Origin of the sequence: Curtobacterium sp. 458 (assembly GCF_030406605.1) — a bacterium.
Classification (GTDB): Bacteria; Actinomycetota; Actinomycetes; order Actinomycetales; family Microbacteriaceae; genus Curtobacterium.
In genome coordinates, this window is record NZ_CP129104.1 from 2,621,962 (window position 1) to 2,644,274 (window position 22,313).

The 22,313-nt window shown below is 71.9% G+C and carries 14 protein-coding genes; 12 read left to right on the top strand and 2 right to left on the bottom strand.

Annotated elements, in window-relative coordinates:
- Positions 1-18 precede the first annotated feature (18 nt).
- From QPJ90_RS12810 to QPJ90_RS12835, 6 genes are all read left to right on the top strand, one after another.
- The gene (locus tag QPJ90_RS12810) at positions 19-1,431 is read left to right on the top strand and encodes a serine/threonine-protein kinase (protein ID WP_290131581.1); all 1,413 of its coding nucleotides are present in this window, start codon (positions 19-21) and stop codon (positions 1,429-1,431) included.
- On the top strand, positions 1,428-7,295 hold the full coding sequence (locus tag QPJ90_RS12815; protein WP_290131582.1) for an Ig-like domain-containing protein: 5,868 nt from the start codon (positions 1,428-1,430) through the stop codon (positions 7,293-7,295). Before QPJ90_RS12810 ends, QPJ90_RS12815 begins: the two co-directional genes overlap by 4 nt.
- Positions 7,296-7,419: 124 nt before the next feature.
- On the top strand, positions 7,420-8,391 hold the full coding sequence (locus tag QPJ90_RS12820) for a MoxR family ATPase (RefSeq protein ID WP_058725311.1): 972 nt from the start codon (positions 7,420-7,422) through the stop codon (positions 8,389-8,391).
- Positions 8,388-9,800: a DUF58 domain-containing protein gene (locus tag QPJ90_RS12825; protein ID WP_290131583.1), complete on the top strand. Its 1,413-nt coding sequence runs from the start codon at positions 8,388-8,390 to the stop codon at positions 9,798-9,800. The genes QPJ90_RS12820 and QPJ90_RS12825 overlap by 4 nt, the downstream gene beginning before the upstream one ends.
- A complete protein-coding gene (locus tag QPJ90_RS12830) occupies positions 9,797-12,289 on the top strand; it encodes a transglutaminase domain-containing protein (protein ID WP_290131584.1) in 2,493 nt (830 codons plus the stop codon). The genes QPJ90_RS12825 and QPJ90_RS12830 overlap by 4 nt, the downstream gene beginning before the upstream one ends.
- The gene (locus QPJ90_RS12835; protein WP_290131585.1) at positions 12,286-14,253 is read left to right on the top strand and encodes a zinc-ribbon domain-containing protein; all 1,968 of its coding nucleotides are present in this window, start codon (positions 12,286-12,288) and stop codon (positions 14,251-14,253) included. Before QPJ90_RS12830 ends, QPJ90_RS12835 begins: the two co-directional genes overlap by 4 nt.
- Before the next feature lie 336 nt (positions 14,254-14,589).
- On the opposite strand, the gene QPJ90_RS12840 is transcribed toward QPJ90_RS12835, so the two are convergent.
- Entirely contained in the window at positions 14,590-14,892 is a 303-nt protein-coding gene (locus QPJ90_RS12840; protein WP_290131586.1) for a hypothetical protein, read from the bottom strand.
- A gap of 184 nt (positions 14,893-15,076) precedes the next feature.
- The gene (locus QPJ90_RS12845; RefSeq protein WP_290131587.1) at positions 15,077-16,048 is read right to left on the bottom strand and encodes an asparaginase; all 972 of its coding nucleotides are present in this window, start codon (positions 16,046-16,048) and stop codon (positions 15,077-15,079) included.
- A gap of 62 nt (positions 16,049-16,110) precedes the next feature.
- Here QPJ90_RS12845 and QPJ90_RS12850 point away from each other — a divergent pair, with 62 nt between their 5' ends.
- The 6 genes from QPJ90_RS12850 to QPJ90_RS12875 all read left to right on the top strand — a co-directional run bounded on the left by QPJ90_RS12850 (position 16,111) and on the right by QPJ90_RS12875 (position 22,251).
- Entirely contained in the window at positions 16,111-16,608 is a 498-nt protein-coding gene (locus QPJ90_RS12850; RefSeq protein WP_290131588.1) for an OsmC family protein, read from the top strand.
- A gap of 6 nt (positions 16,609-16,614) precedes the next feature.
- Positions 16,615-17,592 carry an FKBP-type peptidyl-prolyl cis-trans isomerase gene (locus QPJ90_RS12855; protein WP_290131589.1) on the top strand — a complete coding sequence of 326 codons (978 nt, stop codon included), beginning with the start codon at positions 16,615-16,617 and terminating at the stop codon, positions 17,590-17,592.
- A 10-nt stretch (positions 17,593-17,602) separates the two neighbouring features.
- Positions 17,603-18,751, top strand: a complete 1,149-nt coding sequence (dxr, locus tag QPJ90_RS12860; RefSeq protein ID WP_290131590.1) for a 1-deoxy-D-xylulose-5-phosphate reductoisomerase — start codon at positions 17,603-17,605, stop codon at positions 18,749-18,751.
- 130 nt (positions 18,752-18,881) lie between these two features.
- The gene (locus tag QPJ90_RS12865; RefSeq protein WP_290131591.1) at positions 18,882-20,216 is read left to right on the top strand and encodes a site-2 protease family protein; all 1,335 of its coding nucleotides are present in this window, start codon (positions 18,882-18,884) and stop codon (positions 20,214-20,216) included.
- A gap of 35 nt (positions 20,217-20,251) precedes the next feature.
- Positions 20,252-21,700 (top strand): cytosine permease, encoded by a 1,449-nt coding sequence (locus tag QPJ90_RS12870; RefSeq protein WP_290131592.1) that lies wholly within the window; start codon positions 20,252-20,254, stop codon positions 21,698-21,700.
- Positions 21,697-22,251 (top strand): cysteine hydrolase, encoded by a 555-nt coding sequence (locus QPJ90_RS12875; protein WP_290131593.1) that lies wholly within the window; start codon positions 21,697-21,699, stop codon positions 22,249-22,251. The genes QPJ90_RS12870 and QPJ90_RS12875 overlap by 4 nt, the downstream gene beginning before the upstream one ends.
- Positions 22,252-22,313: the final 62 nt, after the last annotated feature.

Genomic DNA, 22,313 nt, shown 5'->3' on the forward strand with positions numbered 1-22,313 from the left:
GCTGGGGAGGAGGGGAGCATGGCGCGACGACTGCCGTCCGACCCGCCCGTGATCCCGGGCTTCAGCCCCGTGCACGTCCTCGGCTCCGGTGGCTTCGCGGACGTCTTCCTCTACGAGCAGGACATGCCCCGTCGCAAGGTCGCGGTCAAGGTGCTGCTGGACGAGGTCGTCGACGACCGGGTCCGTCAGATGTTCCAGGCCGAGGCGAACCTGATGGCCCGGCTGAGCACCCACCCGTCCATCCTCACCGTGTTCCAGGCCAGCGTCGCCGCCGACGGCCGGCCGTACCTCGTGATGGAGCTCTGCTCGTCGTCACTGAGCGATCGGTACCGGCGCGAGCCGATCCCCGTCTCCGAGGTGCTCGCGATCGGGATCCGCATCGGTGCCGCCCTCGAGACCGCCCACCGTGAGGGTGTCCTGCACCGCGACATCAAGCCCTCGAACATCCTCCTCACCGCCTACGGCAACCCGGTGCTGTCCGACTTCGGCATCGCCGCGACGGTGGGGGAGTCCGACCCCGACGAACCCGTCGGCATGTCGATCCCGTGGTCCGCGCCGGAGGTCCTGGGCGACGAGTCGCGCGGCACCATCCAGTCCGAGGTGTACTCGCTCGCGGCCACCGTCTACTCGCTCCTGGCCGGTCGGAGCCCCTTCGAGGTCCGCGGGGGCAAGAACGGCGCCGGCGACCTGATGAGCCGGATCGACAAGGGCGGGGTGAAGCCCACGGGGCGCACGGACGTCCCACCGACGCTCGAGCGTCTGCTCGCGGCCGCGATGTCCCGCAAGCCCCAGCAGCGTCCGGCGACCGTGCTGGAGCTCGTCCGCGGGTTCCAGCAGGTCGAAGCCGAACTCGGCATCCCGCAGACCTCGGCCGACGTCGCGGTCGAGGCCTGGGCCATCGCCACTCCGGCGCCCGAGGGCGACCGCACGATGATCCGCGAACTCCAGCCGCCGTCCCGCCTGGGCGGTCGTCGTCGAGCGCGCCGCGCGGTGCAGGGCGGGGTCGCGACGATCGGCGCGCAGAGCGTCGGCACCGTGCACCGCACCGGATCGACGACCCGTGCGCGACGCCGGAGCCGCTCGACCCTGCTGTGGGCGGGATCCCTGACCGTCGTGGTCGTGGCCGCGCTGGCCGTGGCGACCGTCGTCGTGGTGGGTCGGCTCGGCAGCGGAGCGATCCCGGTCGTGTCGGACGTCCGCGCCACCACGACCGCCACGTCCGTGACGTTCCGCTGGTCCGATCCCGGTCTCGACAGCGGGGACACCTACGTCGTGTCGTCCAGCGGCGCGTCGAGCCAGCAGTCCGGGACGAGCTTCGTGGTCTCCGGGCAGCGTGGCGACGAGGAGTGCATCTCGGTCGCGGTCAACCGTGACGGGAAGACCGGCGTCGCGAGTGCGCAGCGCTGCGCGACCATCGGGAGCGGCCGGTGATCCGCGGCTTCCTCGCGAAGCACCGCTCGGCGGCGATCACCACCGCAGCGTCGGTGGTGGTCGGTGCCGTGGTCGCCACGGCCGCCGTGACGTCGAGCGGGTACCACACGCAGCGGGTCGACCTCGGCGACGGCACCGTGTGGGTCCCGTCGTCGCAGTACGGGGCGATCGGACGAGCCAACACCGGTGTCCTCGAACTCAACACGGCGGTCGAGACCTCCACCGACCAGTTGGCCGTCCTCCAGCGCGGCTCCACGGTCTACAGCGTCGACCAGACGAAGGGCACGGTCGCCAAGGTGGACGTCACGGACGCCACCGTGGGCGACCCGGTGACGCTGCCGGCCGGGTCCCCGCAGGTGTTCTTCGCGGGGTCGTCGGCCGTCATCGGGAACGCGGACACGGGAGAGCTCTGGACGACGCCCGCCGCGGACCTCGCCGACTTCGACGCGTCGAGCAAGGCGGACCTGACGCTCGGCGCCGACGCGGTGTTCGACGCCTCCGACGACCACGTCGCGGTCTACTCCCCGAAGACCTCGACCGCCTCGCTCGTCGACCTCGGCACCACCGTGTCGGTGGCACAGAAGTGGTCCGTCCGGATGGACGCCGACCACGACCTCCAGGTCGCGGCGTTCGGCCGCAACGTCGCGGTGCTCGACCGGACCGACGGGGTCCTCGCCATCGACGGCGACCGCGTCGAGCTGGGTGACCGGGTCGGTGCCCAGCCCGCGTTGCAGCGTTCCACGACCGACGGGGACAGCGTGGTGGTCGCCGGGACGGCCGGGATCGTCCGGGTGTCGCCGTCCGGGGCGGTCGACGCGACCCCGCTCGCGGTCTCGGGTCGCGCGGCGCGTCCCTACGTCGACGGTGCCTGCGTCTTCGGTGCATGGGCCGGCGGACAGGCGGTCGACACCTGTGACGGCCGCGCGGTGCAGCGCCTCGAGCAGGCGACGAGCAGCGGTGCCCTGCAGATCCTGCACAACGGCAGCACGGTGGTCGCGAACGACCCCGACAGCGGGCGGTCCTGGGCCATCGACCGGAGCGGTCAGCTCATCGACAACTGGTCCGACCTGATCAAGAAGGACGACGACCAGCAGCAGGAGCAGGTCTCCGACGACGACCCGGAGGTCGAGAAGGACCAGAAGCCGCCGGTGGCGGTCGACGACGCGCTGGGCGCGCGTCCCGGACGCACCACGAGCCTCCCGGTCCTGCTCAACGACTACGACCCGAACGGCGACCCGATCATCGTCTCGGAGGTCGGGAAGATCGACGAGTCGATCGGTCGCGTCGCGATCGTCGCCGACGGTCAGCGCCTCCAGATCACGTTGACCTCCCGCGCTCGCGGCACGGTGAAGTTCCCCTACACGATCACCGACGGCAACGGCGGATCGGACACCGCGACCGTCACCGTCTCGGTCCGGCAACCGTCCGAGAACGACGCGCCCCGCCAGGTCCGGGACACCAGCGCGAACGTCGTGCAGAACGGACACGTCGTCTCGAACGTCCTGGGCGACTGGGTCGACCCCGACGGCGACCCGGTGTACCTGAAGTCCGCGACCGCAGCCGACGGCGACACCGTCTCGACGACCCCTGACGGCCTGCTGGACTACCGCAACAAGAGCGGACGCACAGGCGACCGTTCCGTGCAGCTCGTCGTGAGCGACGGCCAGGCGGACGGCCGCGGCTCCCTGACCGTCACGGTCGCGAAGGCCGGCGGCGTGCCGCTCTACGCCGACGCGTTCCCCGTCGCCGGGTACGCGGGCAAGGCGTTCACCGTCGACCCACTCGACCACGTCCGGGGCGGCAACGGCACGGTGACGCTCACGAGCGTGTCGTCGTCCAAGGGCCTCACCATCACGCCGAGCTACGACTCCGGCACGTTCCGCGTCGTCGGCGCCGGCGCGGGCGACCACCAGCTCGAGTACACCGTGACCGACGGATCGAAGACGACCAGCGGCGTGGTCCGCGTCACGATCCAGGCGCCGCCGGACGCCTCGACGCCGCCGATCACCACGCCGAAGACGGTGTTCGTCAACACGCTCTCGACGAAGGACACCGACGTCACCGCGACCGACATCGACCCGGCGGGCGGCGTCCTCCTCGTCACCGCTCTCGACGCCCCCGACCGCGCGTCGGGTGTGCAGACGAGCATCCTCGACCAGCACACGGTCCGCATCACCCTCACGGCGCCGCTCGACGGGCCCGTGACCTTCGGGTACACCGAGACCAACGGCCTGGCCTCCGCGACCGGCACCATCACGGTCGTCGAGATCCCGAAACCCGACCGGGTCCAGCCGCCGGTCGCCCAACCCGACACCGCCACGGTCCGCGTCGGTGACGTGGCGAACATCCCCGTGCTCGACAACGACACGCAGCCCGAGGGTGAGCCGCTCACCCTGCAACCGGACCTCGTGCAGAACGTCCCGGGCGACGGCGGCCTGCTGTTCGTGTCCGGCGACCACCTGCGCTACCTCGCACCGGAGACCCCCGGCAGCTACACGGCGGTGTACCGCGTCGCGGGTCCGGACGGGCAGTACGCCGACGCCACGGTCTCGATCTCGGTCCGTGACAAGGACACGGCGACGGACAACCCGCCGGTCCCGCAGACGGTCACCGCACGCGTGGTGGCGGGCGGGTCGGTGCGGGTCTCGATCCCGCTGAACGGCATCGATCCGGACGGTGACTCGGTGCAGCTCGTCGGGGTCGGCTCGAACCCGGACAAGGGCTCCGTGAGCGACGTGTCGTCCGATTCGCTGACCTACGAGGCCGGCGACTACTCGGCGGGTACCGACGAGTTCACCTACACCGTGGTGGACGCCCTCGGTGCCCGTGCCACGGGGACCGTCCGTGTCGGCATCGCCCCTCGTGCCGAGCAGGCGTCGAACCCGGTGGCCGAGGCCGACCACGTGACGATCCGACCCGGTGGGTCCGTGACCGTGCGCGTCCTCCAGAACGACTCCGACCCCGAGGGCGGTCAGCTCACGGTCACGAAGGCCGAGCCGACCGACGACACCGTGCGGGCGAAGGTCCTCCGGGGGCAGCAGATCCGGGTCACTCCGCCGAAGTCCGCGACGAGCGGCGACTTCGCGGTGTTGTACACGGCGACGAACGAGAGCGGGGGCTCGAGCACCGCGTTCCTGACGGTCACGGTCGACAAGGACGCGCAGCCCCTCCGTCCGGAGGTCGACGACACCACGCTCGACCTGCAGGACATCATCCGGCGGCAGAGCGTCACGGTCGACGTGCTCAAGAACGTCTTCTTCGCCGAGGGCACCGCAGCCGACCTCACCGTCGGTGTCGTCGACGGGTACGGCGACACCGCGAGGCTCACCGACGACGAGCGGATCGTCGTCCGGCTGACGGACGAGTCCCAGGTGATCCCGTTCTCGGTCGCTCGGAAGGACCGACCGGACATCGTCTCCTACGGCTTCATCAACGTGCCGGGCTTCGACGACGCCCTGCCGCAGATCGACCGCACGGCACCGGCCATCACCGTGAAGAGCGAGTCGACCGTGCGGATCCCGCTGTCGGACTACGTCGTCACCGCGAACGGCCGGACCGCGACGATCACCGACGACGGCACCGTGAAGGCGACGCACGCGAACGGGCAGGACCTGGTCGTCGACTCTTCGACGCTGCAGTTCACCTCGGCGAAGCTCTACTACGGCAACGCGTCGATCTCGTTCGAGGTCACGGACGGCTCGTCCGCCAACGGGGGCAAGGGGCGGACCGCGACACTCGTGCTCCCGATCAAGGTGTTGCCGCGGTCGAACCAGCCACCGGCGTTCTCCGGGTCCGCTCTCGACATGGAGCCCGGGTCGTCGCGCACCATCGACCTCGCGAAGCTGACCGACTACCCGTACCCGAAGGACCTCCCCGAGCTCCGCTACTCGATCGTGAGTCAGCCCTCGGAGGGCGTCTCGGCGACGATCTCCGGGCAGCGGCTCATCGTGAAGGTGGCCGACACCGCGGAGAAGGACACCACCGCGTCGGTCGGCGTCGGTGTCGCCGACGACGCGAACGCCGGCCGTGCCGGAACGGTCAGCGTGTCCGTGGTCGCGTCGACCCGTCCCCTCGTGCAACCCGGTGCGGACAAGAGCGTCGCGAAGCGCGGCGAGACGACCACCATCGACGTGCTCGCGAACGACCAGCCGACGAATCCGTTCCCGGGCGAGCGGCTCCGCGTCGTCGACATCCGCGGACTCGGCGGCGGCCTGCCGGCCGGTGTGAACGTGACACCGAGCGCCGACAAGTCGCGGCTCCAGGTCCAGGTGTCTGACACGGCGAAGCCGGTGGACGCGCACCTGCAGTACCAGGTGGCCGACGCCACGAACGACCCCGACCGGTACGTCTGGGGCGACGTGACGATCTCCGTGCAGGACGTCCCGGACGCGCCCGGTGCCCCGACCCGGACGGGGTCCTACGACGGCGGCCAGGTGTCGCTCACGTGGTCGACGCCCCAGGCGAACAACTCGCCGATCACGGGCTACCGGGTCACCGGGACGAACGGCGTCTCGAAGGACTGCGGGACCGCGACGGTCTGCCAGGTGAAGGGTCTCGACCCGAAGGCCTCCTACCGGTTCTCGGTCGTCGCGACGAACGCCGTCGGGGACAGCGAGCCCTCCGCACAGTCCGTGCCGATGAGCGCCGACTACGTGCCCGCGCCGCCGACGGGCATCTCGGTCAAGGCTGATCAGTCAACTCCCGGTCGTCTCGATGTGAACTGGAGTGCTGTCCCCGCGCCGAATCGAGGGAGTGCCGTCGACGACTACGTTGTCACGATCAAGGGCGACGGAATCGACACGATCCGGCACACGGGTACCGCCACGTCCGCCTCGTTCGACGGGGCAACGGGCGGGGCGAACTACGACGTGACCGTCTCGGCCCGCAACGATGCGGACCGCGACAACACGGTGGTGACGTGGAACAGCGGTTCTGCGTCGGGCACCGCGGTCACGAAGCCCGGCGCGCCACCGATCACCTCGGCCGGCGGCTCTCCCGGTGACCGGACCGTCGTCTCGATCAGCTTCGCCGACGCCGCGCCGAACGGGGCGCAGGTGACGCAGTACACGCTGTACCGCCTCGACGGTCCGAACTTCTCGTGCACGAGTCCCTCCGGCGCGCCGCTGGGGTCGCGGTCGACGGCTGGCACTCTCACGGACGACTCGGCTGCAGACGGCTCGAGCGCGTACTACGCGGTCGTCGCGGTGAACTCGTTCGGCTTCTGCTCGGCCTCCGTGACGAACAGCGCGGTCGACTCCTACGTGACGCCGGGGGCGCCCACAGGCAACGTCGGCGTCGAGAACGTCGACGGCAGCGGAGGGCCGTACACCGCCGACCGCGAGGGCCGCTTCGACGTGGTCGTCTCCGGGCTGAACGCGGCCGGACGCGTCAACCACTACGTCGTGACGCTGTCGGACGGGACAAGCGCGCGACTCCAAGGCTCGTCGGATGGTGTCACCATGACGCCCTCTCGCTACGGCGCAGAACTCTCCGTGAGTGTCACCGCGTGCCGCACTCCGAGCGATGATCGCTACTGCGCGTCGACCGGCAGCATCGGTACGGCGACGCCGGTGAACGTGCGACCCGGTGTGAGTGACGCGAACGGTGTCATCGGCGTCTCTGAGCCGGCGAACACCGGGGGCGTGCCGAGCTACGAGGTCTCGGTGTGTCCGAACGGTTCGGTTGCCGGCCTCGGGTGCTCGACGACGCACGATGACGCTGACGGCAACGAGGTCGCGTGGAAGCCAGGGGATCAGATCCCTGACGGTTACTACTTGGCGGGCGTGAGAACGACCTTGACCTACGGAGAAGGTGCGAGCGCGGTTGCCTACGTCGACTCGATGTTCCGGGGCCCTGGGCAATGAGCACGCTGATCGGTCCTGCCGATTCCACAACCCCGTCCGGCAACTGAGCCCAGCGCCGATCACGCCCTACGCTTCCCAGTAGCGCGACACGACCCACGACTCACCACCGAAGGAACGACCCCGCATGAGCATGACCCCGGAGCAGGCCACCTGGTTCGCCGACGCCGCCGGCCGCATCGTGACCAACATCGAGCAGGTGCTCCTCGGGAAGACCTTCGTGATCCGCCTCGCGGTCACGGCGATGCTCAGTGAGGGCCACCTCCTGCTCGAGGACGTCCCCGGCACCGGCAAGACGAGCCTCGCCCGGGCCATGGCGCAGAGCGTCCAGGGGTCGACGAACCGCATCCAGTTCACGCCGGACCTGCTGCCCGGCGACATCACCGGCATCAGCGTCTACGACCAGCGCACGCAGGAGTTCGACTTCCACCGCGGCCCGGTGTTCTCGAACATCGTGCTCGCCGACGAGATCAACCGCGCGAGCCCGAAGACCCAGTCCGCCCTCCTCGAGGCGATGGAGGAGTCCGCGGTCACGGTCGACGGTGTGAACCACCGGCTGGCCGCACCGTTCATGGTCATCGCGACACAGAACCCCGTCGAGCAGGCCGGCACGTACCGTCTGCCGGAGGCGCAGCTCGACCGGTTCCTCATGAAGGCGTCGATCGGTTACCCCGACCACGCCGCGACGGTGAAGATCCTCGAGACGTCCTCGGCTCCTTCAGCGTCGGTGCCGCTCGCGAGCGTCGTGCCCGCGGCGACGATCACGGAGATGGCTGCCCTCGCGCGGTCGGTCCACGTCGATGCGGTGATCGCCGACTACGTCGCCCGCCTGGTCGACGCGACGCGCTCGGCCAGCGAGGTCCGTCTCGGCGTCAGCGTCCGCGGCGCGATGGGCCTCATGCGAGCCTCGCGCGTCTTCGCGGCGCTGAACGGCCGGCACTACGTCACGCCGGACGACGTGAAGGCCCTCGCGGTACCGGTGCTCGCGCACCGTCTGGTGCTCGACGCCGAGGCCGAGTTCGACGGCGTCAGCGCCAACGCCGTCGTGTCGCAGCTCCTGGTCGAGACGCCGCCACCTGCGGACCGGGTCTCCTCGTGACCGACCGCCGGCCCGTCTCGACGCGTTCGCGCCGCCCCTCCTCGACGCGGTCGCGTCGGGGCGCGGGCGCCTACGAGCGCACCGGGACGGTCGCCGGCCTGACCAACGTCCGGACGCGCCTGGTCGGCGACCGCGAGGGTGTGGCAGCGGACGCGGTCGTCGGCTTCGTCCAGGTCTGGGCATCGGCCTGGAGGCTCGTCAAGCGCGCCTGGGGCGAGGTCTCGTCCGTCGTCACCGGCCTGGGCTGGACGGTGGCGGTGCTCACGCTCGTCGCGTTCGTCGCGGGGTACCGGCTCGGCCTCCGCGAGGTCGTCGTCGTCGGGTTCGCAGGAGCGCTGCTCGTCGTGGTCGCGGCGATCGCCCTGATCGGGCGTTCGCGGCTCCTCATCCGCATGCGGCTGCCCCAGCACCGGGTCGCGGTCGGGGACCCGGCCGGCGTCGTCGTGACCGCGGAGAACCCCGGTCGCCTGCCGTCGGTGCCGACCACCGTCGAGGTCCCGGTCGGTCCCGGGCTCGTCGACGTGGCGATCCCGGCAGTGCCGGCGAAGGGGTCGTTCGAACGCGAGGTCCCGGTACCGACCACCCGCCGTGGGGTGCTCGACGTGGGGCCCGTGACCGGTGTGCGCGCCGACCCGGTCGGGCTCGTCCGTCGGGAGATCGTGTGGACGGCGCGGGAGCAGGTCATCGTGCACCCCCGGACGATCGCGATCCCCTCGACGAGCACGGGGCTCGTCCGCGACCTCGAGGGACAGGCGACGACGGACCTGTCCCCGGCCGACATCGCGTTCCACGCCATCCGCGAGTACCTGCCCGGCGACGACCCACGGACGATCCACTGGAAGTCGACCGCGAAGTCCGGCGCGCTCATGGTCCGCCAGTTCGAGGACACCCGTCGCTCGCACCTCGTCGTCGCACTCGGGGTCTCCCGGGCGGAGTTCGCGGACGGCGACGAGTTCGAGCTCGCGGTGAGCGCCGCGGCGTCGCTCGGCACCCGGGCGATCCGGGACGGCCGCGACGTCACGGTCGTGGTGTCCGAGCGCACGCCGGAGTTCGCCAAGCGCCCGGTGTACGCCGTGCACCCGCTGCCGACGGTGACCCCCACCCGCCTCCTCGACGACTTCGCGCGCGTCGGCCTGGCCGAGGCGTGTCTGCCGATCGCCGAGGTCTCCCGCATCGTGGGCAACGACACGGCGGGCATCTCGGTGGCGTTCCTCGTGGTGGGGTCGACCGTCGAGCTGCCAGCGCTCCGACTCGCGGCGACGCGGTTCCCGGTGGGGGTCGAGGTCGTGGCCGTCATCTGCGAGCCCGAGGCCCAGCCGCGCTTCCTGCGGGTCGCGGGCCTGACGGTCATGACCATCGGCTACCTGGACGACCTGCGCCATGCGCTGCACCGGTCGGCTGCCGCATGAGCGCCCCCGCTCCTGCTCCCGCGCCCGCGGTGCGCGCCCGAGGGTCAGCGCGTCGCGATGCCCGGCGCAGTGCTCGCCGCGTCTCCGCGCTGCGGTTGGTCGGCGGGACCCTCGTGGTCTGGTTGCTCGTCGCGGTCGCGAGCGTCTCGTGGTGGCCCGTGTACCGCGACGGTGCGATGGTGGTCGCCGCGGTCACGGCGATCCTGGCCGGCACGCTGGTCGCGCTCCTCGGCGCCGCGTACCGCTTGTCGTCCCCGGTCGTGGGCATCGCGACGGTCGCGGCGTTCGCGCTCACCGGGGTTCCCGCCGCCGTGCCGGGCGAGGCGAACGGGGTCCTGCCCACCGGTGGGGGGCTGCTCGACCTCTTCGCCGGCGTCGCCCTCGGCTGGAAGCAGCTGGTGACCATCAGCCTGCCGGTCGGCTCGTACGAGGCCTTGCTCGTCCCGTACTTCGTCACGGCCCTCGTCGTGACCGTGACCGGCGTGAGCGTGGCGACCCGTGCCTCCCGGCAGGAACTCGGCGCGATCGCGCCGCTCGTCCTCTTCGTCATCGGGATCGTGGTGGGGCCGAGCCGACTCGACACCTCGGTCGTGACCGCGGTGGCGCTTGCCGGCATCGCGCTGGTGTGGACACTGACCGCGCGGCACGCGCGTCGGGCCGTCGCTGTGGCCTCGACCATCGGTGCCCGCGTCCCGATCGCCCGGTCGGTGCTCCGTCCGGCGCTCGTCGGGACGGGCACGATCGTGGCGGCCGCCGTCGTGGCGACCGGTCTGGGCCTCGTCGCGCCGCCCTCGGTCGGTCGCACGGTGGCGCGGACCGACGTGGTGAAGCCGTTCGACCCGCGCGACTACGTGAGCCCGCTCAGCGGGTTCCGGGCCTACGAGGAGACCGACGAGGCCGATGCTGCGCAGCTCCGGGTGACCGGGCTGCCGGAGGACGGCTTCGTCCGCATCGCGACGCTCGACACCTACGACGGTGTCGTCTACCGGGTCGGCGGATCGGACGGAGCCTCGGCCTCCGGGACCTTCGAACGTGTGCCGACCTCGGTCGACGTGCGCGGCGTCCGCGGCACGACCGTCCGTGTCGGGGTGACCGTCGAGGGGTACCGCGGCGTCTGGCTCCCGACCGTGGGCGACCTCGAACAGGTCGACTTCTCGGGGCGGCGGGCCGACCGGGACCGTACGTCCTTCTTCTACAACGCCTCGACCGGCACCGGCGCGGTGGTGGGTGGCGTGACGCAGGGGACGACCTACGACCTCACCGCGGTGCTGCCCGATCAACCGACGGAGGAGCAGCTCTCGTCGGCGCGGCCGGGCTCGGCGGAGGTCCCGGCGCTCCAGGGTGTGCCCGACGCGGTGCGGGACACGACGGAGGCGTACACGGACGCAGCGGGCTCGGACGGCGCGAAGCTCGTCGCGATGCTGCAGGAGCTCAAGCGCACCGGCTACGTGAGTCACGGCGTGGGCGACGACCGCGCGAGCCGCTCGGGTCACGGCGCCGACCGGATCACCGAGCTCCTCACGTCGCCGCTCATGGTCGGCGACCAGGAGCAGTACGCCGTCGCCGCCGCACTCATGGCGCGGGAGCTCGGGTTCCCCGCGCGGGTGGTGCTCGGCTTCACCGAGGGCGGTGACTCCGGTACCGGGTCGTCTTCGAGCGCTGGGACGACGACGTTCCGCGGTTCGGACGTCACGGCTCGTATCGAGGTCGACACGGCGCAGTGGGGATGGGTGATGCTCAACCCGAACCCGACTGTCCGCAAGATCCCGGACGCGCAGCAGGAGACGCCGAAGCCGGTCACGCGCCCGGAGACGGTCGTGCCGCCGCCTCCCGCGGACCAGCAGGACCAGGACCAGCAAGCGCCTCCGCAGAGCGACCGCGACACACCGTCGGTGCAGCCCCTGTGGTTGCAGATCCTGCTCGCCGTGTTGCCCTGGGCACTCGGTGTCCTCGCACTGGTCGCGCTCGTGCTCCTGCCCTTCGCCGCGATCGTCCTGGTGAAGCGTCTCCGACGGCGGCGACGACGACGTGCTCCGTCGCCGCGCGCACGGGTCGTCGGCGCATGGGACGAGTACCGCGATGCCCTGGTGGACCGTGGACACGACGTCGAACCGTCGGCGACGAGGCGTGAGAGCGTCCGGGGAGCGCCGGGGGAGGGCGGACCCGGACTCGCCGCACTCGCGGACCGCGCGGTGTTCGGGCCGAGCGACGTCGACGCGCCGACCGCCGACCGGATGTGGGCCGCGACGGACGAGGCGATCTCGAGCCTCCGCGCGGGACGGAACCGGCGGGAGCGCTTCCGGTCCGCAGTGTCCCTCCGGTCGCTGCGGGTCGCTGCAGCCGGTCGGAGCGCGGTGACGGGCATCGTCGGTGCCGTCGGCTCGAAGGGCGGTCGGACGTCACGTGACTACGATGGCCGGAGGCCGTTCGGACCTCGTGGACGCCAGCGCGAGGGTGGTCGGCCGAGTGAGGACAGAGGCACCACGTGATCAGATGCGAACACTGCGGCTCGGCGCTCCCGGACGGAGCGATCTTCTGCGGTGAGTGCGGACGTGCGGTGACGGCATCGGCGAGCCGACTCCCGGCAGCCACCGCACCGGTCGAACAGGCACCGCCGCCGCCGCTCCTCCAGCCCGACGTGCACGGCCGTCGCCCGGACCCTGCTGCGGACGCCTGGCTGCCCGAGGCGACCCTCGACCCGGCGACCCGGGCGTGGCTGACGGGCTCGCACCGCGAGGACGAGCAGGCATCTGCGCCGACACCGGTCCACCGTCCGGACGACCCAGCGCAGCGCTCGGTGCCGACCGATCCGTACGCCGCCGGCTCCGGGCCGACGCCGTGGACGCCGAACGCCGGCGGCGCGCCGATCGACGAGCCGCCGCTCGACCCGGACGCCTTCGCCTCGCGGCCGACGACCGGCCCCACCGACGACGATCCCGAGGTCACCCGGGTCGCTGAGCGCGTTCGGCGCGGCGCGGTCGCGGACGGCACGGCACCCCAGGCGCCGACGGCCCCGCCGACGGCACCCGTGTGGGAGTCACCGGTGCAGCAGGACGCTCCGTCGTGGCAGCCGCCTGTTGCTCGGGAGGCCGCCCCGGCACAACCGTCGACACCGTCGTGGTGGATCGGACGGTCCAACTCGGCCACCCAGAGCACCACGACCGAGTCGTCGACCGACGTGGCGCACGCCCCCGGGGGTGGCGCGGACGATGCGACCGAGCACTCCGACGCCGCCGCGGGCGGCCAGCGCACGACCCCTTCCGACGACGGGAGCGGGGCTACGCAGGGAGAACCTGAGCGTCCCGCGCCCGTGGCGTCCCCGCCGCAGCCCGGGGACACTGCCGTCGTCGAGCCGTTGATCGACCGACGGCCCGCCCCGCAGCGACCCGCGACCCAGCGGCCGACACCGCTCGTCAGCCCCGGGAGCGCTGGAGCCACCTGCCACGTGTGTGGCCACACGCTCGAGCCCGACGACATCTTCTGCGGCGAGTGCGGCGCCGTGCGCCCCGCGGTGACGGCAGCGTTCACCGGACCGATCGTCCCGCTGCCCGTCGCTCGCCCCGACTGGGCCGCAGACGGTGACGGACCCGCCGAGGCCGGCGACACCGTCGCCGAGCACGACGAGGTCGCGACCGGAACGGACACCTCGACCGGCACAGCGGACGGTTCAGCGGACGTGCTGGACGACCCGGTCGCCGCCGCTGAGCCATCGCTCGGCGGTTCACCTGCGGACGACGACGACCAGCTCTTCCGCGCCGCCGTCCGACCCCGCGGACTCCATGCGGCGCCGGCTCCGGACGGCGACACCCCCGACGTGTCGGCGACGGCAGGACCGGTCGCCACGGACGGGCAGACCCCGACCTCGGCTCCGTTGCCGCCCGTCCCCACGGCCGCGCCGCTCCCGCCCATCCCCGGGCTGCCGGAACCCACGCCGACGCAGCTCCCGGCGACGCCACTCGGCCGCCCGGTGGTCCCGTCCAGTGCCGGCGCCGAACTCGACGACGGTGACGCACCCGATGACGGCCTACCCGACGGCACGGCTCCCGACGACAGCGCTCACGACGCCAGTGCACGAGACGAGGAGCCGGACGTCGACGAGACCCGGATCGTGTCGAAGACCCCGACCCACGCACCCTTCGTGCTGCACTTCAGCACCGGGGAGCGCTTCGGCGTCCACGGCACCGGGCTCCTCGGCCGCCTGCCGCGCCCGCAGCCGGGTGAGCGGTTCGACGACCTCCTGACCGTCCACGACCCGGGCAAGTCGGTGTCCAAGACGCACCTCGAGCTCGGTCGCGACGGTGGAGACCTCTGGGTGTCCGATCGTTTCTCCGGCAACGGCACCGTCGTGCGGCACATCGACGGGTCGATCCGGCGCTGTGAGCCCGGACGCCGCTACCGGGTGGAGCGCGGTGCCCGGGTCGACATCGGGGAGCAGTTCTTCCTCGTCCAGTAGGCCCCTCCTGCACCGGAGCGGTCGGTCGGTTCGGCCTCCACAAGCCGTTCGCGGAGCGTTCGACGACGGACGGTGCGCTGGTGCGATGGGGGAGTGGAACTCCTCGTGGCGCGGACCGTGCTCGTCGTCGGCGCGCTCGGGCTGGTCGCCCTCGGCGTGCTCGCGGCGACGTCCGGGGTCGCTCGCGCGGCGGCGATCGGCGCCGGGCTGGTCCTCGCGTTGTCGGATCGCGCGCTGTGCCGCGGTGCCCGGGCAGCGCCGAAGCCGGAGGTGACCGGATGGTCGGCTGCGGTGTCGTCGACCAGCGCCGGACCGACACCTGACGAGCCCCGGGCGTCAGCGGACCCGGTCGGAACACTCGCCGTCGACCACGAGCGATCGGTGCTCGTCGGGCACGCGCTCGGCGACGCTCGCGCCGTCCGGACCGATGCGCCGCACGTCGTCGTCGTCGGGCGCGGAGCCCTCGCACGAGCGGTGTTCGACGCCATCGCGGTACAGTGCCGCGCCGCCGCGGCCGAGGTCCGGGACAGCGACGACCTCCCCGGCGGGCTCACGGCACCCGGGGACGGCACCGCGGTGGTCGTCTGCACTGACGCGCGGACGGGGTCGAGGCGGACGGTCGTCCTCGTGGCCGAGCACGGTCAAGTCCCTCGACGAGCGGACCTCCTGGTCACGGTGGGGTGCACCGGCTGCACCGCGCGGACGGACGACGGCCGCGCGGTGCGGATCCTCCCGGTCCTGCCGAGCGTCGAACCCCCGGCAGTGCCGAGCGGAGCGGACCGGGACACGCGCGAGCGCGCCCGACGGCGCCTGCGTGCTCGGCTCAGCGCAGGCCGGCTCCGACGCGGACGGCCCCCACCGGAACACCCCCGCCGAGCACCTGCTCACCGGTCGCCGCCATGACGCCGGCGACGCCCTCGGTGCTCACCAGGCCGTTGCGCTCGAGCAGCGTGAGTGCGGCCAGCGTCCCCGCACGCTGTGCCCCGTCGAGGGTCTTCACCGCGACGGCCGCCCCGCCGGGCAGTCCCATCACCATGACCCCCTCGGCGCCGAGCTTCGCGAGGACCCCCAGCCGCTCGATGGTCACCGTGTTCGCCCGACCCACACCGTCGATCGCCCACGGGTGTGCCAGCACCGCATCGGTCAGGGCCGCCGAGTCGTCGTCGGCGCGGGCCACCACGGCCGCGAAACCGCGGGCGAGGCCGGTGAGCGTGAGCGGGAAGACCGGGGCGCCGCAGCCGTCGGTGCCGACGAGGTCGACGGTCTCCGAGGTGTACTCCTCGACGGTTGAGCGGACCAAGCGCTGCATCGGGTGGTCGACGTCGAGGTAGGTCTGCTCGTCCCAGCCGTTGACGCGGCAGGCAGCAAGCATGGCGGCGTGCTTGCCCGAGCAGTTCATCGCCACGCGTCGTGGCTGGTCCATCGTGCGGGCGGTCGCCCGGTCGAAGGGCATGTCTGGCGGGCAACCGAGGTCCGCCTCGACGTGGTCGAACGACTCGAGCATGTGCTGTGCCACGGCCTGGTGCGCGACGGTGCCGGCGTGGCTCGCGGTGGAGAGCACGAGTTCCTCGTCCGAGAACGACGCGCCGGCACGTCGGACCGCGAGTGCCTGGAACGGCTTCATCGTCGACCGCGGGTAGATGCTGGCAGCGACGTCACCGACCGAGTCGATGACGCTGCCGTCGGCCGCGACGACCACCCCCGCGCCGACGTGGCGGCTCTCGTCGAAGCCGTTGCGGTCGAGGACGGCGAGTTCGACGGATCCGTCGGCGGTGAGAGGATGGCGCTCAGTCATGCCGCAATGCTAGAGCGCGCGGCCAGGGTCACCAGAGCCACCACCGCCACGAGGAGCCACACGTGTCCGACCACTCCTACGCCGTGTCCGTCCGTTGGACCGGGGACCGCGGCTCCGGGACGAGCGGCTACCGCGACTACGGTCGCGACCACGTCGTCTCCGCCACGGGCAAGCACGACCTCGCCGGCTCCGCCGACCCCACCTTCCGCGGCGACCGCGACCGCTGGAACCCCGAGGAGCTCGTCGTCGCCGCCCTCGCGCAGTGCCACATGCTGAGCTACCTGCACGTCGCCGTGCAGCAGGGCTTCACGGTCGTGGCCTACGAGGACCGCGCGACCGCGAGCCTCAACCTCAACCGCGACGGCTCCGGGGAACTCACGGAGACGACGCTGCACCCGGTCGTGACCATCCGCGAGGCAGACCGGGTCGAGGACGCCGCCGCAGCCCACGCCGAGGCCAACCGCCTCTGCTTCATCGCGCGCTCCGTTGCGTTCCCCGTCCACCACGAGCCCGAGATCCGGGTCCTCGCAGGGGACTCATCGGCGGGTGCGGCAGACTAAGGTCCCGTGAAGCGTCTCCGCCTGCTCCCGATCGCCCTGGTCCCCGCCGTCGTGCTGGGCCTCGCCGCCTGCTCCGGCTCCGGATCGGGGAGCGCCTCCTCGTCGCCGAGCGCGACGTCCAGCGCGAGTGCGAGCGCCGCCGCGATCACGTCCTGCCCGGACCCGGGCAAGTCGTCCGACTCGGTGAAGGTCTCCGGTGCGGTCGGCGGCGGGACCGCTCCGAAGGTGTCGTTCGCCAAGGGCCTCAGCGCGTCGGAGCCCCAGATGACGGTCGCAGTCAAGGGCGACGGTGCCTCACTGAAGTCGGGCGACTACGCGCAGGTGTCGTACAGCGTGTACCAGGCGAAGGACGCGTCCAAGCTCGGCAGCGTCGGCTTCGACACCGGCAACCCGCAGGCGCTCTCGGTCGGTGGGAGCGGGTTCGGCGCGATCCTCGCCTGCTCGAAGGTCGGCGATCGCGTCGTGACCGTCGGGCAGTCCTCCGCGATCGGCTTCAACACCGGCGGGGACGTCGTCGTGGTCGCGGACATCGTGTCGAAGATCCCGACGAAGGCCACCGGCACCCCGCAGCAGCAGGACCCGGCGCTGCCGACCGTCGAGGACAAGGCCGACGGCGAGCCGCAGATCACGGTGCCGTCCGGTGCGAAGGCTCCGTCGAAGACCGAGGTAGAGGTCCTCAAGCAGGGCGACGGCCAGGCCATCAAGGACGGCGACACGGCGCTCGTGCAGTACAAGGGCGTGACGCTGCAGGGCGGCAAGGAGTTCGACTCGTCATGGTCGAAGGGCGTGCCGACCACGTTCACGGTGTCCGAGGGCCAGCTCATCAAGGGCTTCGTCACCGGGCTCGTCGGCCAGAAGGTCGGCTCGCAGGTGCTCATCGTCACGACGGCGGCCGACGCCTACGGTGCGAACCCGCCCGAGGGGTCGGGCATCCCGGCGAACGCGCCCCTCGTGTTCGTCGTGGACATCCTCGCCCTCGGCTGAGTCGACCGCCATGCAGCCGGCCACCGAGCAACCCGCCACCGAGCAACCCGCCACCGAGCAACCCGCCACCGAGCAGCCCGCCAAGCGCCGGATCATCATCCTCGGCAGCACCGGATCGATCGGCACCCAGGCCCTCGACGTCGTCGAGCGGAACCCGGACCGCTTCGAGGTCGTCGGCCTCAGCGCGGGCAGCAACCGCGACCTCGTGGCGCAGCAGGCGGAACGCTTCGGCGTCCGCGACACCGCCTTCGGCGCCGAGGACTCCGAGCGCCTCGTCCGCAGCGTCGAGGCCGACGTGGTCCTCAACGGGATCACCGGGTCGGTCGGCCTCGGCCCGACCCTCGCCGCCCTCGATTCCGGCGCGACGCTCGCCCTCGCCAACAAGGAGAGCCTCATCGTCGGCGGTCCGCTCGTGCAGGCGGCCGCGCGCCCCGGGCAGATCGTCCCGGTGGACAGCGAGCACTCCGCGATCGCGCAGGCGCTGCGCTCCGGCTCCGCCGGCGAGGTCCGCCGCCTCGTCCTCACCGCGAGCGGCGGCCCGTTCCGGGGACGCTCGCGTGCCGAGCTCCGTGACGTCACGCCCGCGCAGGCGCTCGCCCACCCGACGTGGGACATGGGGCTCGTCGTCACGACGAACTCGGCGACGCTCGTGAACAAGGGTCTCGAGGTCATCGAGGCCCACCTGCTCTTCGACGTCCCCTACGACCGCATCGACGTCACCGTGCACGCCCAGTCGATCGTGCACTCGATGGTCGAGTTCGTCGATGGCTCGACGATCGCGCAGGCCTCCCCGCCCGACATGCGGCTCCCGATCGCGCTCGGTCTGGCCTGGCCGGACCGGGTGCCCGGCGTCGGCGTGCCGCTCGACTGGACCACCGCGAGCACGTGGACGTTCGAGCCCCTCGACGCGGACGCGTTCGGCGCGGTGGCGCTCGCGAAGCGCGTCGGCGAGGCCGGCGGCACCTTCCCGGCGGTGTTCAACGCCGCGAACGAGCAGGCCGTCGCGGCCTTCCACGCGGGTGCGATCGGCTTCCTCGACATCGTCGACACGGTCGAGCGGATCGTCGACGAGCACGCGATGGGGGAGTCCTCCCTCGAGGGCGTGCTGGCAGCGGAGCGCTGGGCGCGCGCCGCAGCGGACCGCGCGCTGACGCGCTGACCCGCACCGTGCCTCCCGGCTGCGACGTCGGCGGGGCAGCACCGGAGGTGACCGACCCTGCCTGGAGGCACGGTGAGCCTCTCAGAGAGCGCTCGGCTCCGTCTTGGGAAGCGTCCCGTACCCTTTCCCGGTGACCGTCGAATCCGTCCTGCTCTTCGTCCTCGGCGTGGTCGTCTTCATCGTCGGCCTGCTGGTCTCGATCGGACTCCACGAGCTCGGGCACCTCTCCTTCGCGAAGCTCTTCAACGTGAAGGTGACGCAGTACTCGCTCGGCTTCGGCAAGGCGATCTGGTCGTTCAAGCGGGGCGAGACCGAGTACGGCATCCGCCCGATCCTCCTCGGCGGCTACATCTCGATGGTCGGCATGCTCAAGCCGCGGGCGTCGGGGAGGCCGAACGCGATCACGAACACGGGCATGTACGGGGCGTTCGTGCAGGACGCCCGGCAGGCCAGTGCCGAACAGATCGCGGAGTCCGGCGGGGACGACTCGCGGGCGTTCTACCGACTGACCCCGTGGAAGCGGATCATCGTCATGGTCGCCGGCCCAGCGATGAACCTGGTCATCGGGATCGTGCTCTTCGGCGTGCTGCTCTGCGGCTTCGGGGCGCCGACGACGACGTTCACGTCGAGCGTCGGTTGCGTGCTGCCGAACAGCCAGACGACCACGTGCACCTCGGGCGACGCGGTGTCCCCGGCGAAGCAGGCGGGCATCGAGTCCGGTGACGTCGTGCTCTCGGTCGACGGGAAGTCCGACCCGACCATCGCCGAGGTGTCGTCGGCGTTCCAGAAGAGCGCCGGCAAGGAGCTCACGGTCGTGGTCGAGCGGGACGGCGAGCGGAAGACCCTCGAGATCACGCCCGTCCGCGCCACGCGCGACGTCTACCTGTCCGACGGCACCGTCGCCAAGAACGAGGACGGCACGACGAAGACGCAGCAGGTCGGTGTCGTCGGCGTCAGCATCGGCCAGTCGCTCGTCCGGCAGTCGCCCGCCGCGGTCCTCCCGGCGACGGGCGCGCAGATCTCCGCGTCCGCGCACCTCATCATCGACCTGCCGCAGCGCTTGGTCGCGGTGTGGAACGCGGCGTTCGGCTCGCAGGCCCGGTCGCAGGACAGCCCGGTGTCGGTCGTCGGCGTCGGCCGTGCGATCGGCGAGGTGTCGTCGATGTCCGGCGTGCCGGTCGTCGACAAGGCGTACACGATCCTCGGCCTGCTCGCGTCGCTGAACATCGGCCTGTTCGTCCTCAACATGGTGCCGCTCCTGCCGCTCGACGGCGGGCACATCGCGGGCGCGCTGTGGGAGGCCGTGAAGCGCCGGTCGTTCAAGCTCGTCGGCAAGGCGGACCCGGGTCCGATCGACCTCGCGAAGACGATGCCGCTCACGATGGTGGTCGTGGTGCTCCTCGCCGGCATGAGCGCCCTGCTCATCTACGCCGACATCGTGCGCCCCGTGAACCTCTTCGGGTAGCGACGGCGCCGCGGCCGCGCACTACGCTTCCACCCATGAGCACTGCTCCGGAAGTCCGCACGGTCGAGCGCCAGGGGACCGACGTCATCGCCGAGGCCGACCGGAAGGGCACGCCCCGCGGGCTGTTCTGGCCGTGGTTCGCCGCGAACATCTCGGTGCTCGGACTGAGCTACGGCTCGTTCGTGCTCGGGTTCGGCATCTCGTTCTGGCAGGCGACGATCATCACGGTCGTCGGCGTCGCGTTCTCGTTCCTGCTGTGCGGCGTCGTCGCCATCGCGGGCAAGCGTGGGTCCGCCCCGACGATGGTGCTCAGCCGTGCGGCGTTCGGTGTCCGCGGCAACCGGCTGCCGTCGTTCCTGAGCTGGGTGCTCACGGTCGGGTGGGAGACCGCGCTGGCAGCCCTGGCCGTGCTCGCCACGTCGACCGTGTTCCGCGAGCTCGGGTGGGACGGCGGCGTGCTGACGAAGGTCGTCGCCCTCATCGTCGTCGCCGCGCTCGTCGTCGGTGCCGGGATCGCGGGCTTCGACGTCATCATGCGCCTGCAGACGTGGATCACCGTGATCACCGCCGTGCTCACGGTCGTGTACATCGTGCTCGCCGTGCCCTCGATGGACTTCGGACGCGTCGCCGCGCTCCCGTCGGGGAGTGCCCAGAACGTGGTGGGGGCGCTCGTCCTCGTGATGACCGGCTTCGGTCTCGGCTGGGTGAACGCCGCAGCCGACTACTCGCGCTACCTGCCCCGCACGTCCTCCACCCGCGGCGTGGTGGGGTGGACGACGTTCGGCGGTGCCCTCGCCCCGGCGATCCTCGTGGTCCTCGGCGTGCTCCTGGCGGGCTCGTCGAAGGACCTGAACGACGCCGTCGGCAGCGATCCGATCGGCGCGCTCACCACGATCCTCCCGGTGTGGTTCCTCATCCCGTTCGCCCTTGTGGCGATCCTCGGACTCGTGGGCGGCGCGGTCCTCGACATCTACTCGTCCGGGCTCGCCCTGCTCAGCACGGGCGTGCGCATCCCGCGGCCCGTCGCGGCCGGGGTGGACGGTGTGTTCATGGTTGCCGGCGCCGTCTACGTCGTCTTCTTCGCGCCGGACTTCATCGGTCCGTTCCAGTCCTTCCTCATCACGCTCGGTGTCCCGATCGCGGCGTGGGCCGGGGTGTTCGTCGCGGACGTGTTGCTCCGTCGTCGTGACTACGCGGAGACCGAGCTCGAGGACCGACGCGGTCGCTACGGTGACGTGCGGGCGGTCGCGATCGGTCTCGTGGTGGTCGGCACGGTGCTGGGCTGGGGCCTCGTCACCAACACGTCCGGGGTGCCCGCGTGGCTCAACTGGCAGGGCTACCTGCTCGGACCGTTCGGGCTCGGTGGCCGTGAGGGCGCGTGGGCGTACGCGAACCTCGGCGTCCTCGTCGCGCTGCTCGTCGGCTTCCTCGGCACGCTCCTGTTCTCGGCCGGAGCCGTGCGCCGCCAGGAGGGCCGCGCATGACGGTGACCGACGACGCCTGGCTCGTCGTCGTCGACATGCAGGAGGTCTTCACGGGGGAGAGTCCCTGGGCTGCACCGCGGTACGCCCACGCCGGGATGGCGATCGAGCACCTGCTGCCCCGCTTCACCGGTCGGACCGTCTTCACCCGGTTCGTCGCGCCCGAGCGGCCCGAGGGTGCGTGGGTGCCGTACTACCGCGACTGGCCGTTCGCCCTCGTGCCCGACGCCGACCCGCTGTACGCGCTGACCGAGCCCTTCGCGACCGCAGCTGCCGACCGCGGCGACCCTGTCGTGACGGAACCGACGTTCGGCAAGTGGGGGACGGGCCTCCAGGCCGTCGTCGGCGACCACCCGCACCTGGTGCTGACCGGTGTCTCCACCGACTGCTGCGTCCTGTCGACCGCGCTCGCGGCGGCGGACGCCGGTGCGACCGTCACGGTCGTCGCGGACGCCTGCGCGGGTGCGAGCGACGAGGACCACGAGCGTGCTCTCGCGGCGATGCGGCTGTACGCGCCGCTGATCACGGTGGTCGACTCCGCGAACGACCTCTGAGCGCGGCCGACGCGACGGGCGTCTGCGCGCAGCTGACGCCGCCCGCGTCCCGCCTGTGAGAC

Excerpts from the sequence above, each read along its gene's own strand:
- QPJ90_RS12830 (WP_290131584.1), top strand. The coding sequence starts at position 9,797 with ATGAGCGCCCCCGCTCCTGCTCCCGCGCCCGCGGTGCGCGCCCGAGGG.
- QPJ90_RS12820 (WP_058725311.1), top strand. The coding sequence starts at position 7,420 with ATGAGCATGACCCCGGAGCAGGCCACCTGGTTCGCCGACGCCGCCGGC.
- QPJ90_RS12870 (WP_290131592.1), top strand. The coding sequence starts at position 20,252 with ATGAGCACTGCTCCGGAAGTCCGCACGGTCGAGCGCCAGGGGACCGAC.
- QPJ90_RS12875 (WP_290131593.1), top strand. The coding sequence starts at position 21,697 with ATGACGGTGACCGACGACGCCTGGCTCGTCGTCGTCGACATGCAGGAG.
- dxr (WP_290131590.1), top strand. The coding sequence starts at position 17,603 with ATGCAGCCGGCCACCGAGCAACCCGCCACCGAGCAACCCGCCACCGAG.
- QPJ90_RS12845 (WP_290131587.1), bottom strand. The coding sequence starts at position 16,048 with ATGACTGAGCGCCATCCTCTCACCGCCGACGGATCCGTCGAACTCGCC.
- QPJ90_RS12810 (WP_290131581.1), top strand. The coding sequence starts at position 19 with ATGGCGCGACGACTGCCGTCCGACCCGCCCGTGATCCCGGGCTTCAGC.